At 61.7% G+C, this 14,128-nt stretch carries 12 protein-coding genes and 1 pseudogene; 4 read left to right on the forward strand and 9 right to left on the reverse strand.

The window, feature by feature from the left end; translation table 11 throughout:
• Positions 1-161 precede the first annotated feature (161 nt).
• On the reverse strand, positions 162-1,058 hold the full coding sequence (locus AC0Z8Z_RS03170) for a helix-turn-helix transcriptional regulator (RefSeq protein WP_485617839.1): 897 nt from the start codon (positions 1,056-1,058) through the stop codon (positions 162-164).
• A 99-nt stretch (positions 1,059-1,157) separates the two neighbouring features.
• Here AC0Z8Z_RS03170 and AC0Z8Z_RS03175 point away from each other — a divergent pair, with 99 nt between their 5' ends.
• Positions 1,158-2,048, forward strand: coding sequence for an SDR family oxidoreductase (locus tag AC0Z8Z_RS03175; RefSeq protein ID WP_485617841.1), 891 nt, complete (start codon positions 1,158-1,160; stop codon positions 2,046-2,048).
• Positions 2,049-2,107: 59 nt separating this feature from the next.
• On the opposite strand, the gene AC0Z8Z_RS03180 is transcribed toward AC0Z8Z_RS03175, so the two are convergent.
• The 4 genes from AC0Z8Z_RS03180 to AC0Z8Z_RS03195 are packed head-to-tail and all read right to left on the reverse strand — an operon-like array spanning position 2,108 to position 5,687.
• On the reverse strand, positions 2,108-3,628 hold the full coding sequence (locus AC0Z8Z_RS03180) for an ArnT family glycosyltransferase (protein ID WP_485617842.1): 1,521 nt from the start codon (positions 3,626-3,628) through the stop codon (positions 2,108-2,110).
• A 3-nt stretch (positions 3,629-3,631) separates the two neighbouring features.
• On the reverse strand, positions 3,632-3,910 hold the full coding sequence (locus AC0Z8Z_RS03185; RefSeq protein WP_122534684.1) for a lipid-A-disaccharide synthase N-terminal domain-containing protein: 279 nt from the start codon (positions 3,908-3,910) through the stop codon (positions 3,632-3,634).
• Positions 3,907-4,665 carry a glycosyltransferase family 2 protein gene (locus AC0Z8Z_RS03190; protein WP_485617843.1) on the reverse strand — a complete coding sequence of 253 codons (759 nt, stop codon included), beginning with the start codon at positions 4,663-4,665 and terminating at the stop codon, positions 3,907-3,909. Before AC0Z8Z_RS03190 ends, AC0Z8Z_RS03185 begins: the two co-directional genes overlap by 4 nt.
• Positions 4,665-5,687: an NAD-dependent epimerase/dehydratase family protein gene (locus AC0Z8Z_RS03195; RefSeq protein WP_485617845.1), complete on the reverse strand. Its 1,023-nt coding sequence runs from the start codon at positions 5,685-5,687 to the stop codon at positions 4,665-4,667. Before AC0Z8Z_RS03195 ends, AC0Z8Z_RS03190 begins: the two co-directional genes overlap by 1 nt.
• Before the next feature lie 396 nt (positions 5,688-6,083).
• Between AC0Z8Z_RS03195 and AC0Z8Z_RS03200 the strand changes: the two genes are divergently transcribed.
• Positions 6,084-8,156, forward strand: a complete 2,073-nt coding sequence (locus AC0Z8Z_RS03200; RefSeq protein WP_485617847.1) for a calcium-binding protein — start codon at positions 6,084-6,086, stop codon at positions 8,154-8,156.
• Between the two features lie 244 nt (positions 8,157-8,400).
• Here AC0Z8Z_RS03200 and AC0Z8Z_RS03205 read toward each other — a convergent pair whose 3' ends face one another.
• On the reverse strand, positions 8,401-9,321 hold the full coding sequence (locus AC0Z8Z_RS03205; protein WP_485617848.1) for an NADP-dependent oxidoreductase: 921 nt from the start codon (positions 9,319-9,321) through the stop codon (positions 8,401-8,403).
• Positions 9,322-9,340: 19 nt separating this feature from the next.
• Positions 9,341-9,778 (reverse strand): ester cyclase, encoded by a 438-nt coding sequence (locus AC0Z8Z_RS03210; RefSeq protein ID WP_485617850.1) that lies wholly within the window; start codon positions 9,776-9,778, stop codon positions 9,341-9,343.
• Between the two features lie 91 nt (positions 9,779-9,869).
• On the opposite strand from AC0Z8Z_RS03210, the gene AC0Z8Z_RS03215 reads away from it, so the two are divergent.
• Positions 9,870-10,781: a LysR family transcriptional regulator gene (locus AC0Z8Z_RS03215; RefSeq protein ID WP_485617851.1), complete on the forward strand. Its 912-nt coding sequence runs from the start codon at positions 9,870-9,872 to the stop codon at positions 10,779-10,781.
• A 50-nt stretch (positions 10,782-10,831) separates the two neighbouring features.
• On the opposite strand, the gene AC0Z8Z_RS03220 is transcribed toward AC0Z8Z_RS03215, so the two are convergent.
• On the reverse strand, positions 10,832-11,695 hold the full coding sequence (locus tag AC0Z8Z_RS03220; protein WP_485618253.1) for a methyl-accepting chemotaxis protein: 864 nt from the start codon (positions 11,693-11,695) through the stop codon (positions 10,832-10,834).
• Positions 11,687-12,460: pseudogene (locus tag AC0Z8Z_RS03225) on the reverse strand (MCP four helix bundle domain-containing protein); the annotation flags it as partial. The pseudogene AC0Z8Z_RS03225 and the gene AC0Z8Z_RS03220, both read right to left, overlap by 9 nt.
• Before the next feature lie 300 nt (positions 12,461-12,760).
• On the opposite strand from AC0Z8Z_RS03225, the gene AC0Z8Z_RS03230 reads away from it, so the two are divergent.
• Complete coding sequence (locus tag AC0Z8Z_RS03230; protein ID WP_485617852.1) at positions 12,761-14,071, forward strand: ATP-binding protein; 1,311 nt, start codon at positions 12,761-12,763, stop codon at positions 14,069-14,071.
• The last annotated feature ends 57 nt before the right edge of the window (positions 14,072-14,128 follow it).

The following is a 14,128-nucleotide window of genomic DNA, read 5'->3' on the forward strand; positions in this document are numbered from 1 at the left end:
CGGTCAGCCCCTGATCCCTGACCATCTTTACGACTTCCAGTTTGTAGCTGTCATCAAACCTGTTGCGTTTTCTGGTCATGTAGAACTCCTCGATAGATGTATTTTCCACTTATCGAGGTGTCCGGGGAAATTAGACCACTGCAAGGCCAGTGCGTACGCCCTCAATTTCGCAGTGTGACTTCCGACGCCTTCCCGGCTGAAGCCGGTCCCACAGACAGCGCCGGCTTCAGCCGGGAAGCGTCTTCGATCACCGCCCGCACACGATCTGCATCGGCGGCAGTGACCGGGTTATAGACGATCATCGAGAGGTCCAGGCGTCCGTCCACCGCGAAGTTCGAGTATTCCAGTTCGATGATGCCGTGGGGATCGTGGCGCAGGCGCTTGGTGCCTTCGCCCTGAAGCCGCACGTCGTTGTCACGCCATAACGCAGCGAATTCCACGCTCAGGGTGCACAGTTCTTCGGCCAACCGGGTGACCTCGGAAGCGGCACCGGCACGGGTCGCGTCCGCCCGAAACGCCGCAACGATGAAACGCGCGACCACGTTCCAGTCAGCCTGCCGGGCCTGGGCGCGCGGGTTGCAGAACATCAGGCGCAAGATGTTGCGTTGCCCCACCGGCAGCAGGCTGTAATCGGTGAAGACCGCCGCCGCTGCGGCGTTCCAGGCCAGCACGTCCCACGTCGCCGTCTTGATAAACGCCGGGCTGAACGCGAGGGTGTCGAGGACACGTTGCAGACGGGGCGTCACCCCGACGGGCGCGCTGTAGACCACCTCCGGCGGATGCCCGAAAGCGAGCATGAACAGGTGCTCGCGTTCGGGTTCGGTCATCAACAGACTTTCCGCAATCCGGTGCAATACCTGCGCCGAGGGTGCACCGCCGCGCCCCTGCTCCAGCCACGTGTACCAGGTCGCGCTGATATTGGCGCGCTGCGCGACTTCTTCCCGGCGCAAACCCGGTGTCCGTCGGCGAGCGCTGGAAAAGCCCAAACTCGCCGGGTCCAGACGCGCCCGGCAATCCTTCAAGTACGCGCCCAGCAGATGAGCAGACGGGTTGGCCATGGTGATCCTGTTGGTTTTTATACCCTGATAACGTCACGTCTTTTAAGCGGATAAACGTTACGCGCATCCTGCCAGCTTCAGCAAAAGGAGTTTTCAGCAATGCGCGTATTTCTTACCGGCTCCACAGGTTTTATCGGTTACCACGTTGCCCGGGAGTTACTTGCCGCGGGTCATCTAGTGCTGGGCATGACCCGTTCCCAGGCGGGCGCCGACGCATTACGGGCCATCGGTGCCGAGCCTCATCACGGCACCCTTGAAGACCTCGCCAGCCTCAGACGCGGCGCCGAACAGTGTGATGCGGTCATTCACACCGCGTTCGATCACGACTTCGCCCACTTCGTCGACAACTGCCAGAAAGACGCCCGGGCCATCGCCGTACTGGGCGAGGCGCTGGCCGGTTCGCAGCGCCCGCTGTTGGTCACTTCCGCCACGCCGATGGGCTCGCCGGCACCGGGTGAGCCTGCCGATGAAGATCACTTCAACCCCGAGCATCCCAATCCCCGGGCAGCCTCGGAACTGGCTGGAGAGGCGCTGTTGCAACGCGGCGTCAACGTGGTGGTGGTGCGCCTTGCGCAAATCCACGATACGGTCAAACAGGGCCTGGTCACTGAACTCATCAGACACGCGCGGCAGACAGGCAACTCGGCGTACGTCGATGAAGGCCTGAATCACTGGTCCGCAGCGCACATTTCAGACACTGCTCGGCTGTACCGGCTCGCGCTGGAAAAACACCAACCCGGCGCTCGCTATCACGCAACCGCCGAAACCCACATCCCCTTCCGCCTCATCTCCCAAGCCCTGGGCGAAGGCCTTGGCCTGCCCGTTGTGTCGGTGCCGGCGGACGAGGCGATGGCTAGGTTCGGCTGGCTGTCGAGCTTTGTCGGGCGAGACATGGCGAGCCATAGCAGCAAAACCCGCGAACGGTTGGGCTGGGTGCCGACCGGGCCGGGTTTGATTAAGGATCTCAAAGGGTGTTTTGAACGAAGGTGAATGATCCGTAGAGACGCCGAGCTGCCGCTTCTAACGAAAGGCCCGTGCGCGAAACGGGCCTAGAGCGCGTCGGAACCCCATGAGAAGCGATAAACGCGCACAGGCGCCGGCGGCTGGCAGCGACCATTGTCCGCATCGGCCCCGACAATCAACCATTCGGCCCTGGACGTCGAGCCCAACCGGCGAGCCTTGTCCACCACGAAGCACCGCTCAAGCTCGGCGGCGGGCACCAGGGCAAAGGAAGAAGGATGGGTGCGCAGCCAGAGCGCCGCGTGTTCGGCGGCCGATTGATCGGCGAACCCGAAATGCACCACCGGCTGACGGGCGAACAGCCAATGCCCTTCCCGCCAGCCGACCAGCACCAGTTCGGCGCCGTCAGTCAGCCGAGCCGCTTCCCCCATCAGCAGCTTGTGGGGATTGGGGCCGTCGGTGAACGGCTCGACGAAGCCACGGCCGAACCACAGGCAAAACCACGCCACCACCGCCACGCCAAACACGGCGCGGGCCTTCGGACGACTGTTGAACCAGTGTCGAAGCAGCCAAGGAATCAAAGGCGCCGCGGCCAGCACCAGGCCGGGCAGCGCAGGGAAGATATAGATCTTGCGCTTGCCGGTGCTCAGGCAGAAAAACAGCACCACCAGGACCACCCAGCCCAGCAACAGCAAGATCCGCGCGTCGTGCTTTCGCAGCTGGCGGCGCCAGGCGGGTACCAGCCACGGAAGCGCCAGCACCAGCGGCAGCCAGTACTGGGGAACGACGGTCAGGAAATACCAGAACGGTTCGCGGTGATCCCAGGCCGACGCGTAGCGGCCACCGGTCTGGTGAAACAGGATTTCCTTCAGGTACGCCACTTCGTCAGGGCCACCCTTGAGCCAGACGGTGGCGAGCAGCGGGACAACCCAGACCGCGCAGCCCGCCAGCACCACCAGAAAGCCGGCCGCCCAGCGTCTCCCCTGCCCCGGCATAACGGCCACGCCCGGCCATCCCTTGCGCACGGCATAGGCGTAGGGCACCAGCATCAATGCCGGCAGAAAACCCACCCCCTTGCTGATGATGCCCAGGCCCATGGCCAGACACCCAAGGTAGAACCAGCCCCACGCCGGGCCCAGCAACAGATGCCGGACCATGCCGTATAAACCAAGCGCGACCCATAGACAGAGGAAGCTGTCGATCTGGCCGGTACGCAGGATGCTGTAGGTCTGGTAAGTCGCCAGAAACAGCAGCGCGGCAATGCGGCCCACCCGGCGACACCACAGGCGCCGGCCCAGGTCGTACAACACCGCCGTAGCGGTCGCTGCCGAGAGCAGGCCCGGGATGAAGAGTGCCAGCGACGGCGAGCCGGTCAGCCAGGTGAAAAACGCCACCGTCCACATGAACAACGGCGGCTTGTCGCCGTAGATTTCACCGGCCCGATGGGGAATCAGCCAACTGCCGCTGTGCAGCATCTCCAGGGCGACGCCCAGGAAACGTTCTTCGTCTACATTGAGCGGCTGCCGGATGCCAAAGCCGGCGCCGACCAGAATCAGCGCAAGCGCAACCAGCGCCAGGCACTGCAACGCGGGAGATTGAAAACGTCCCACGGGCTATTCCTTCAGGTCTTTGTGTTTGGCAATGAGTTGCAGGTTGCGCAGATAAACCACGAAGCCAAATGACTGGCCGATGATGAATACCGGGTCTTCGCGGTAGATCGCATAGGCCAGCAGCAACGCGCTGCCCACCATGCTCAGGTACCAGAAACCCACCGGAATCACGCTGCGTTTTTTGATTTCGCTGTACAGCCACTGCAAGACGAAGCGGCCGGTAAAGACCGCCTGACCGAGAAACCCGACCGTGAGCCAAAGCGCTTCGCGCGTGAAATTCATCCGTTCATCTCCTCGGGCTGCGCATTGAGTCGGGTGCGGCGCACCAGCCACCAGACGCCGAACAGGTCGAGAATGCCGACAAGCGCGCGGTCCAGATTGCCGTAATTGGAAACGCCCGCCTGGCGATGACGGTGGTGGACCGGATGGACGATCATTCGGCCGTGATGGCGCTGGATCAACGCGGGAATGAAGCGGTGCATGTGGTCGAAGTAAGGCAGTTGCAGAAACGCCGCTCGCTGGATCAGTTTCAACCCGCAACCGGTATCGGGCGTGGCGTCTTTGAGCATGCGGCTGCGCAAGGCATTGGCGAAGCGGGACGCCCAGCGCTTGCTCGCGGTGTCTCGCCGGTTGACGCGGTGCCCTGCGACCAATGTCACCGGCTGGCCCGGGTTCTGATCGTTGCCCGACCCGGCATTGCGCACCAGCGCCAGCATGCCGGGCAGGTCCGCAGGGTCGTTCTGGCCGTCGCCGTCCAGCGTCGCCAGCCATTCACCGCGGGCAGCGCGGGCGGCATGCCATATCGAGGTGCTCTGCCCGAGGGACACCCCGTGGTGCAGGATTCGCAGGGGCTCAAAACCTGAAGCCTTGATCTGCTGCAGAACCCGCAACGTGTCGTCGGTGCTGCCGTCGTCGACCACCAACACCTCGTATCGCTCACCGGCCAGCGCGGTGCGTATTTCATTGAGCAATGAAGGCAGGTTTTGCGCTTCATTCTTCGCCGGGATCAACACCGACACAAACACCGATTCACTCATCACGCCCACCGCTTCTCTTGTTTTGACTGACTGGCCTGTTTCGCTTGTGTGCCCGGGTAGAAATCGCCATACCAGCGCACGAATTCAGCCACGCCCTGCTCCAGCCCCACCTGCGGGCTGAAGTCGATCCATTTCGCCAGGCCGGAGACATCCGCCCAGGTTTGCAGCACGTCGCCCGGCTGAAGCGGCAGGTAGTTGCGCCTGGCCTGAATCCCCAGCGCCGACTCCAGGCAGTGGACGAAGTCGAGCAGCTTCTCCGGCGCGCCTCGCCCGATGTTGAACAGCTGACACGGCGCGACCCCGTCCATGAGCGGCGGAGGCCGCGGCAGGAGCCGGGTCATCGACTCGATGATGTCGTCTACGTAGGTGAAATCCCGCGCCATCTCGCCGTCGTTGTAGATATCGATGGGCTCGCCGTTGAGGATCGCTTGGGTGAATTTGAACAGCGCCATGTCCGGCCGCCCCCATGGCCCATACACGGTAAAAAACCGCAGCCCCGTCGCCGGAATCCGGTACAGATGCGAATAGCTGTAGGCCATGAGCTCGTTGGCGCGCTTGGTCGCGGCGTACAGGGAAACGGGCTGTTCAACGGCGTCTTCCACGGCGAACGGCATCTTGGTGTTGGCGCCATAGACCGAGCTGCTCGACGCATAAATGAGGTGATTCACGGGGTACGCCCGACAGGCTTCCAGGACGTTGAGAAACCCGACCAGGTTGGCATCGGCGTACACGCTCGGGTTATCGATCGAATAACGGACACCGGCCTGGGCCGCCAGATGAATGACCTCACTGAAGCCGGACGCGCTGAACAGCCCGAGCAACGCGTGTGGGTCGACGATGTCGATGGGCTGAAACTGAAAGGAGGGGAAGTGTTCAAGCTGCGCCAGTCGGGCACGCTTGAGGTCAACGCTGTAGTAATCGTTCAGGTTGTCGATGCCGACCACTTGAACGCCCTGGCTGCACAACCTTCTGGCCATGTGAAAGCCGATAAACCCCGCCACCCCGGTGATCAGCACCGTCATTGCGCGAGTGCTGGCCGGCGGCGAGCAGTCTGATTGAGTCCTGCATATCCTGAGCGTGAGACCGTGACGTTCATTTCATGAGTCCTTTTTACAGAACCCGCCAACCGCCCCGAGTTTAAGGCTGCATAGCTGATTCTGTCGGATGCTTGATCAAGCGACGTGAAACTGTGTCACAGCAATATTTAAGCAATGTGAACAGGGTTGACGTCACATCGCGTCAGGCCCGCCAGACGTTCGACCAGCGCAATGCACGTCTGTCGAGCGATCCCTCTGGCACAGCCTTGACGGCTTTCTGCCGACGGGAAAATCGTTGGCATTTATGGATGCCGTCACGGTCAACACCCCAGGGTGTCATGCCTTCAAACCCTTCATCCTCCATGTCAAAAGGAAAATGTCATGGCTTCAACCGACAGCAAGCCCACCATCGATTACACCGTACGCACCGGTCCGGGCACCGTGCAGGTGGATCCCTCCACCGGGGACGATCAAACCTGGAGCATCGTTCTCCAGCCTAACGGCAAGATCATCGTCGGCGGCGAAAGCTTCCAGACCGCCATTGGTTATCCGGGCTCGCCGGGCGATGAAAGCTATGGCACACGCGGCAGCTTTACGGCGGTGCGCCTCAACAGTGACGGCAGCCTGGACAACAGTTTCGGCCAGGACGGGATCGCCCTCGTGCCTGCCAGCCTGGATCCGGAAGACGAGGCTTACTACGTCATGGCCGTGCAGGCCAACGGTAAAGTCCTGTCTGCGCAGCCTGGGCTTGGCGGCTTGAAAGTCGAACGCTTCAACCTCGATGGCACCCTGGACACCACGTTCGGCAAAGGCGGCGCCGCTGCCCTTGATGTACCGATCAGCACCGATGGCATGGCGATTTACGCCACAGCAGACGGCTCGATATACGTCAGCCTCCGCGGCACCTCGCAAGCCGTTGTGTTCAAGCTGGACAGCAGCGGTGCGCCGGCGGAAAACTTCGGTGTCGACGGCACACTCGTTCTTAACCCGACCGGGCATTACGGCACCGGCAATATCGCCACGGTTGTGCAGCCCGACGGCAGCGTATTGCTCGGCAGCTGGCTGTACGTGGGCTCCGACGGGCCCCACGACCCGGGCGATCCGGTTTATGCCGTTCAGCGACTTGCCGCAGATGGCAACCTGGATACCGCGTTTGGGGTGGACGGCGTGGTGTACTTCGATGCCGCGCTGGGGCTGGACTACCGCGCTGCGATAACCGTGCAAGCCGATGGCAAGATCATCATTGCCGGCGAGAGTTCTGACAACACCGCCTTCAACGTACTGCGGCTGAATGCCGATGGTTCCTTCGATACCTCCTTTAGCGAGGACGGCAAACTCACGATTCAGGTGCCTCAAGGCGAGAAGAACTATGCCCACTCGGCGATCGTTCAGCCCGATGGCAAAATCCTCATCGCTGGCGACGTGATCACCCGCCTGAACGCCGATGGCAGCCTGGACACCACTTTCGGCAGCCAGGACGGCCAGTACCATGTCGATGGTTCCAGTGAAGCCAATTACCTCATTGGCAACGATACGGCCGAGATCATCCGTGGCCTGGCCGGTGACGATGTATTGCAAGGCGCGGGTGGCCGTGACGTGTTGGCAGGCGGACTCGGCTCGGACATTTTCCGCTTCACCCAGATCAGCGACAGCTACCGTACCGCGACTGAAACCGGCAGCGACCGGATTCTGGACTTCGACGCCTCCCAGGACCGTGTAGACCTGATTTCACTGGGTTTCACCGGCCTTGGCGACGGCCACAACGGCACGCTGGCGATCCAGGCCAATGCTGACGGCACCCGCACCTATCTGAAAAGCTTCGATGCCGACGTTGACGGGCAGCGTTTTGAACTGGCATTCGAAGGCAATCTGACGGGGCAATTGAACAGCAACAACCTGGTGTTCACCGCCCCCACCGTCGAAGGAACGGCCGGCAAGGATGTGATCACGGGGAGCGCAATGTCGGAAGTCATCTATGGCCTGGCCGGTAACGACCGTATCGACGGCGGCAGAGGCTCGGATGTGATCATCGGGGGCGCGGGTGCCGACCAGTTGAGCGGTGGCGACGACCCGAACCTCTCGGTCTATGGCCGTAACGGCATCAATGACGCTGACGTGTTCCGCTACACGGCGGCCACGGACAGCTACCGCACGGACAGCCAGAGTTTTGTGGACCTCATTGTCCGGTTCGCCAACAACAACGACAAAATCGACGTGTCGGCGTTGGGCTATACGGGTTTCGGTGACGGTACCGGGGATACGCTGAAGCTGGTCTATAACCACGACCTGGACCGCACCTACCTCAAGGATGTGGAACCGGACGCTCAGGGCCATCGGTTCGAGATCGCCCTCACCGGCGACTGGACCCAGGACCTGGGCACTACCGACATGATCTTTGCGCAAGCGGAGGAAGTGACCCTGGTGGGCATGGCCAGCGAGGCTGCCCTCGGCTAACAGGCGGGGTGCGACGAGGGGAACGGCTCATGCGCGTTCCCCTCGTTCAACGCTTAGAGCCGGTGACCCGCATCACCCCACTCGTTATAGGACTTCAAGATCCGCATCGGTGTACCTGCAACCATCCAGCCGCCACTCCCGTCTACAGCCTTCGATTTCATGACCCCATGCTTTGGCTGCGCGTGCCCGCGAACATCAAATCTACGAGCCATCGGCGTGTCGTGACATGGATGACGCCACTGAATCAATGGGCCGTACGGATAATGACCTTACCGGAGGCATGCCCGGTGGCGACTTTCTCCAGTGCGGCGCGGGTCTCGTCCAGGGTGAAAATCGAGTCGGTCACAACCTGCAGTTGCCCTGCACTGAACTGCCGCACCGCCTCCTGGAGATACGGCGTGGCGCTGGCAAAGAACACGGCTTCGCCGGCATGGTCTTCGCGGGATTCGATGTCGAACTCCACGAGGGTCGCAATCCGTCCACCCTTGCCGAGTACCGACCAGGAGCTTTCCAGTGTCGGGCCGCCGACCGTGTCGAGCACCAGGTCGATGTCACGCAGGGTGGTGAAATCCTCGGTGCGGTAATCGATCGCCTCGTCCGCGCCCAGGCTTTTCACCCGCTCGATGTTGCGCGCCGAAGCCGTGGCGATGACATACGCGCCCGCCAGATGCGCCAGCTGCACCGCCATGCTGCCCACACCGCCCGCTCCCCCATGTATCAAGACGCGTTGACCGGGCTTTAATTGCCCCACCTCAAACAACGCCTGCTGCGCGGTGCCGAACGACGTCGGCAACGCCGCCGCCTGCTCGAAACTCATGGAAGCCGGGATCAGACACAGCTCGGTGGCGGCAATTATCAGCTGCCGGGCAAAGGCGCCTCCCGCAGTGGGCGTGCTGCGGCCGAACACGCGATCACCGGGTTTCAGCTGCGTCACCCGCTCACCGACGCTGCTGACGATGCCGCTGAAATCGGTGCCCGGGATGTATGGCAGCTCAACGGGAAAGACCGGCTGCATGTACCCGGCGATGATCTTCAGATCCAACGGATTGACGCTCGCCGCCTCGACCCGCACGAGGACGTCGTCCGCGCCTGGCTTGTTCAGTTCGTGGTTGTGCAACGTGACGACCTCAGGGCCGCCGAATACAGAAATTGAGGCTGATTTCATGATGGCTTTCTCGTGGTCTTCAGGCTTGAGGGAATTGACCGAGTTGCAGGAACAGACCGAACCAGTCCTCCATGTGCCACGTGGTCACCACCCGCCCGTTCTCCAGTGCGTGAAACTCATGCAAACGGAAGCTCACCTGTTTGCCGGTGGCGGCGATGCCAAATAATTCGCCGAGGTGGGTGCCGGTTATCTCAGCCCGTACGGCGACCTGACCAGGGGCCTGAACCATGTTGTGGATGACGATGCGCACATCCGGAAACGCGTCGGCGAGGCTGCGGATGATCGGTTTGATGCCCTCGGGGCCTGGGCCTTGCCCGGGTGCCAAGGGGATGTCATCCCAGTCGGCAGCCAGCACGCTGTCGACGAGGTCGGGATTGTTCTCGCTGAACGCGCGGTAGAGGGTCTCAACGGCCTGGCGTTCGGTTTGAAGGCGGGTGGCAAGTTCTGCGGTGGACATAGGGTTGCTCTCGTCGTGGGGTGTGGCGAGAGTGTGAGCGCAGGGCTACCATCCGTATAACAAATGGCTCGTATATAGGTTTATTTGATTTATGGATTTTCATGGCATCGATCTGAACCTGCTTGCCGCATTCAATGCCCTGATGGACGAGCGCAACGTCACGCGCGCCGCCACCCAGGTCGGCGTGAGCCAGCCGGCCATGAGCGCAGCGCTTTCGCGCTTGCGCAAGCTGTTGGGCGATCCGCTTTTTTTGCGCAGCCCTGACGGCCTCCTTCCAACGCCCCGTGCCCGTGAGTTGGCCCAACCCGTCGCCGAGGCGCTGAGCCAGATAAAAGCCGCGCTGTTGAAAATGCCTGACTTTGTCCCGGCCGATGCCGTACTCACAATGAACCTTGGCTTGTCGGACTATCCCGCCTTCGTGCTGCTCCCCACGCTGCTGGAGACCTTGAGCGAACACGCGCCACACCTGTCGATCAACGTTCACGCAGTCAATGACCGCGACCATGCCGTGGACATGCTGGACGCGGGAGTGATTGATGCGGCAATTGGCGTATTGCCCAGCCATCAAGACGGTCGCATTTTCACGCGACCGATTCTGCGTGACGTGTTCGTCACCCTCATCGCCCACGGCCATCCGGCAGCCCGGAGCGGCATGGACATGGACACTTACCTCTCGCTGCCCCATGTACTGGTTTCGCCCGAGGGTGAACGACACGGCTTGGTGGATCAGGCGCTGGCTCAGTTGGGCAAACAGCGCACCTTGGCACTGACGCTGCCACAGATGTTTGCAGTGCCGGCGATCGTCGCGTCCTCCCGCATGACCGCCACCGTCCTGAAGCGCATTGCCCTCAGCTCGCCAACGGGAGGAAAACTGATCCTGTTCCCGCCGCCGGTAGCACTGCCGGAGATCACCTTTCATCTCATCTGGCATCGTCGTGGCAATGGGAATCCCGCTCAGGAATGGTTGCGGAGCATGATCGAATCGGTGGCCGCAGAGCTTTAGAAAACCGTTGTTCGGTCCAGAGCGCCCGCAGGAAGATCCGCAATCGCCGCTTAGATCTGGAACTGCCTGGTCAACCGGTTTAATCCGGAAGCGAGTTTGGTGAGCTCCGCCGTGGCAAGCGCCGTCTGGCTTGCCCCTACGGAGGTTTCGCTGGAAAGATCACGAATGCTCACCAGATTTCGATCCACTTCACGGGCCACCTGCGCCTGCTCTTCCGATGCCGTGGCAATCATGAGATTGCGCTCGTTGATCTGGTTCAACGAGGCGGTGATTGCCGCCAGCACTGCACCCGCCCCGCTGGCCATTTCCAGGGTTTTATTGGCCTGCACACTGGTCTGGTTCATCGAGGACACCGCACCGCTGGTGCCCGTCTGGATCGAGCCCACCATTTTCTCGATCTCCTGGGTCGATTGCTGAGTGCGATGGGCCAAGGCTCTGACTTCATCCGCCACGACCGCGAAACCGCGACCCGCCTCTCCTGCCCGGGCCGCTTCGATGGCTGCGTTGAGTGCGAGCAAATTGGTCTGCTCGGCGATGGCTCGAATCACATCCAGTACCTTGCTGATGTCGGTGGCCATGACGGCCAAAGATCTCACCTCGGCGGAGCTGGCCTGCACATTGGCGACCATCACGTTGATCGCCGACACGGTCTCTTCAACTTGCGTGCGTCCGGCGTTCGCCGCAGAGCTCGACTGGGCGGTCAGCTCGGACGTAGAGGTCGCGTTGCTGGCAACCTCCTCCACCGCCGCGCTCATTTCGGTCACCGCGGTGGCGGCCATTTCAATCTCGTGGCTCTGGCGCTGGATGGTCCGCGAAGCACCCTCTGTCACGGCATGCATTTCTTCACAGGTCGCCGCGAGCTGCGTGGAGGAGTCACCAATCAGGCTCAGCGCCTGGCGCAGGTTTCCCTGCATGACCGCCAACGCCTTGATCAGCCGGGCCGCTTCGTCGGTACCATCGGATTTGATGTCCTTGCTCAAATCATTTGCCGCAATACGCTCGGCAATTTCCAGCGACTCGCCGATGGGTCGGGTAAGACTGCGGGTGTACATCAGCGCGAGCAGCAACGACGTCGCCACGGCAACGGCGATGAAAAGGCCCACAATCAGCAGGGTTTGCTGATAAGCAGCGTCGGCGTCAGCGCCGGCTTTCAAGGCTTTACCATCGTTGACCTCAATCAAACGGGCTATCGACTGTTCCACTGCCTGGGCGGCGTCTCTCATTTGGTTATTGGAGAGGGCCACGGCGGCATCAAGCTGCCCGGCCGCAATGGATGCCAGATACTGATCCTGCGCGGCGGTATAGCCACGTTGAGCTTCTTCAAAGGTCTGGTACGCCTCTCGGCCCTTGGTGGTCACGATCAGGGCGCCCAGTGATTTCAAGTGGGTAGCGATCAATTGCCGCGACTGCTGAATATCGCCGAGGGCCTTGGCTTTGCGATCCTGGGGTTCGAGGGGGTTGCGCAAACGAGCGTTGTTACCCCTGATGCTCACAAACTCTCGATCCAGTTGACCGAGCAATTTGACGCTGGGCAGGACGTTGGTCTCCACGTACTTCTCTGCTGAATTGAGAAGATCGGCCTGGCGCAGGGCGAGCAACCCGATTGCGATGATCATCGCGCAAAAGAAACCGAAGCACAGGGCAGAACGTGGGGCGAGGTTCAGTTTTCTGAGGATCATGGCGGGGGTAATCTGAAGGGATGTATACCGTTATCGCCTTGATTTTCCGACGCTTGAACATCAAGCGCCCCAAGCGGTGCTTATCGGACCAACAGCAGGTTTCTCACCTCGAATGGGTGGGTTTGTCCGTATGATGTTGCGTTTTGCCCCCTCTGCACACGGCGATAGTGCTTGGGATCAACCCACGCGTGGCTGACGGCTCCCGACAGCGCCCCGACCACCGACAGGCCGGTGCTCTTGCGGGGCGACGGGTCACAGCGCATGATGCGCGATCCCTTTTTTTCTCCACGCAGATTATCAATGTCCCATCATCCCGCCCCCTTTCCTTTCAACGAGGAAGAGCGCGCCCTGTCCCTCGAGCACCTGGATGTGCTGGACTCCGGCAGCGAGAAGGCATTCGACGACATCGTTCTACTGGCCACCACCCTGTGCGACGCGCCCATTGCGCTGGTGTCCCTGGTGGATCGAGATCGCCAGTGGTTCAAGGCCTGCATCGGCCTCGGCGTGCAGGAGACCCATCGGGATCTGGCCTTCTGCGGCCATGCGATTCTCGACCCCGCGCAGGTGCTGGTGGTTGAAGACGCCGCCCTGGACCCTCGCTTCGCTTCCAGCGCGCTGGTGCTCGGCCCGCCCTACATTCGTTTCTACGCAGGCGCCCCTATCGTTACGGAAAGCGGTGTCGCCCTCGGCACTGTCTGCGTGATCGATACCCAGACCCGGCAGCTGAGCGAACGTCAATCCCTTGCGTTGCAGGCCTTGGCCCGGCAAGCCGCTGCCTTGCTGGAAGCCCGGTTGCTGGGCAAGCAGCGCGCACGGCAGCTCGCGCAGTTTGAGGAACAGTTCAAGCAAGCCGAGCAGAACCCCAGCGAAGTGACCCCGCTGCTGCAGAACTCGCGCTGCATTTCATCGCTGGGCATGCTCACCGCAAGCATTGCCCATGACTTCAACAACCTGCTGCAGAGCGTCAGCGCTGCCTTTCAAATGACCCGCCTGCGTTCCCGCCGGCCGATCGACGTCGAGCGTTTCGCCGAGACCGGTCTGCAAGCCGTAGAGCAAGGCCGGCAGCTCATCAGTTATTTGATGTCCAGCGTACGCGGTGACGGGCCTGAACTCATCTGTATCGACGTGACCGCACGCCTTCACGCGGCGCAGTCGCTGATGCGCCACTCGATGAGCGAACGCATCGATCTCAGCTTCGATTTCGCCGAATGGGGTTGGGGTGTGCTGTGCATGGAGGCCCAACTCCACGCCGTGGTCATGAACCTGCTTACCAATGCGCGCGATGCGCTGAAGGGTACCGGTCAGGTCCATGTGTCGACCCGATGGGTGCACGTGGAAGATGATCTGTCGCTCCAGCAGGGCGACTATCTGGTCGTCAGTGTCCGGGACAACGGCCCCGGCATGACTGCCGAGGTCGCGCACCAGGTGTTCGAGCCCTTCTTTACGACCAAGGCGGTTGGCGAAGGAACGGGGCTGGGGTTGGCCCAAGCCAGGGATTTTGCGATCAAATCTGGCGGCGATGCGCGCATCGACACTGCGCCCGGCGCCGGTACGACCGTGAGCCTGTACCTGAGAATCCTGGGCTGTATCGCGACGTCGGAAGCGGTTTAGCCGCAATCACATTGCGTGCTCAAGCGTGCCGCTTCGGCCCGTAACGATTTGTCCTGT

Source organism: Pseudomonas sp. 1L-C-7-B-C1, assembly GCF_057291635.1.

Bases quoted from the DNA above. Each gene is read 5' to 3' on its own strand.
- AC0Z8Z_RS03205 (WP_485617848.1), bottom strand. From the start codon at position 9,321: ATGAAATCAGCCTCAATTTCTGTATTCGGCGGCCCTGAGGTCGTCACG.
- AC0Z8Z_RS03170 (WP_485617839.1), bottom strand. From the start codon at position 1,058: ATGGCCAACCCGTCTGCTCATCTGCTGGGCGCGTACTTGAAGGATTGC.
- AC0Z8Z_RS03190 (WP_485617843.1), bottom strand. From the start codon at position 4,665: ATGAGTGAATCGGTGTTTGTGTCGGTGTTGATCCCGGCGAAGAATGAA.
- AC0Z8Z_RS03220 (WP_485618253.1), bottom strand. From the start codon at position 11,695: ATGCAGGGAAACCTGCGCCAGGCGCTGAGCCTGATTGGTGACTCCTCC.
- AC0Z8Z_RS03175 (WP_485617841.1), top strand. From the start codon at position 1,158: ATGCGCGTATTTCTTACCGGCTCCACAGGTTTTATCGGTTACCACGTT.
- AC0Z8Z_RS03230 (WP_485617852.1), top strand. From the start codon at position 12,761: ATGTCCCATCATCCCGCCCCCTTTCCTTTCAACGAGGAAGAGCGCGCC.
- AC0Z8Z_RS03195 (WP_485617845.1), bottom strand. From the start codon at position 5,687: ATGACGGTGCTGATCACCGGGGTGGCGGGGTTTATCGGCTTTCACATG.
- AC0Z8Z_RS03185 (WP_122534684.1), bottom strand. From the start codon at position 3,910: ATGAATTTCACGCGCGAAGCGCTTTGGCTCACGGTCGGGTTTCTCGGT.
- AC0Z8Z_RS03200 (WP_485617847.1), top strand. From the start codon at position 6,084: ATGGCTTCAACCGACAGCAAGCCCACCATCGATTACACCGTACGCACC.
- AC0Z8Z_RS03210 (WP_485617850.1), bottom strand. From the start codon at position 9,778: ATGTCCACCGCAGAACTTGCCACCCGCCTTCAAACCGAACGCCAGGCC.
- AC0Z8Z_RS03215 (WP_485617851.1), top strand. From the start codon at position 9,870: ATGGATTTTCATGGCATCGATCTGAACCTGCTTGCCGCATTCAATGCC.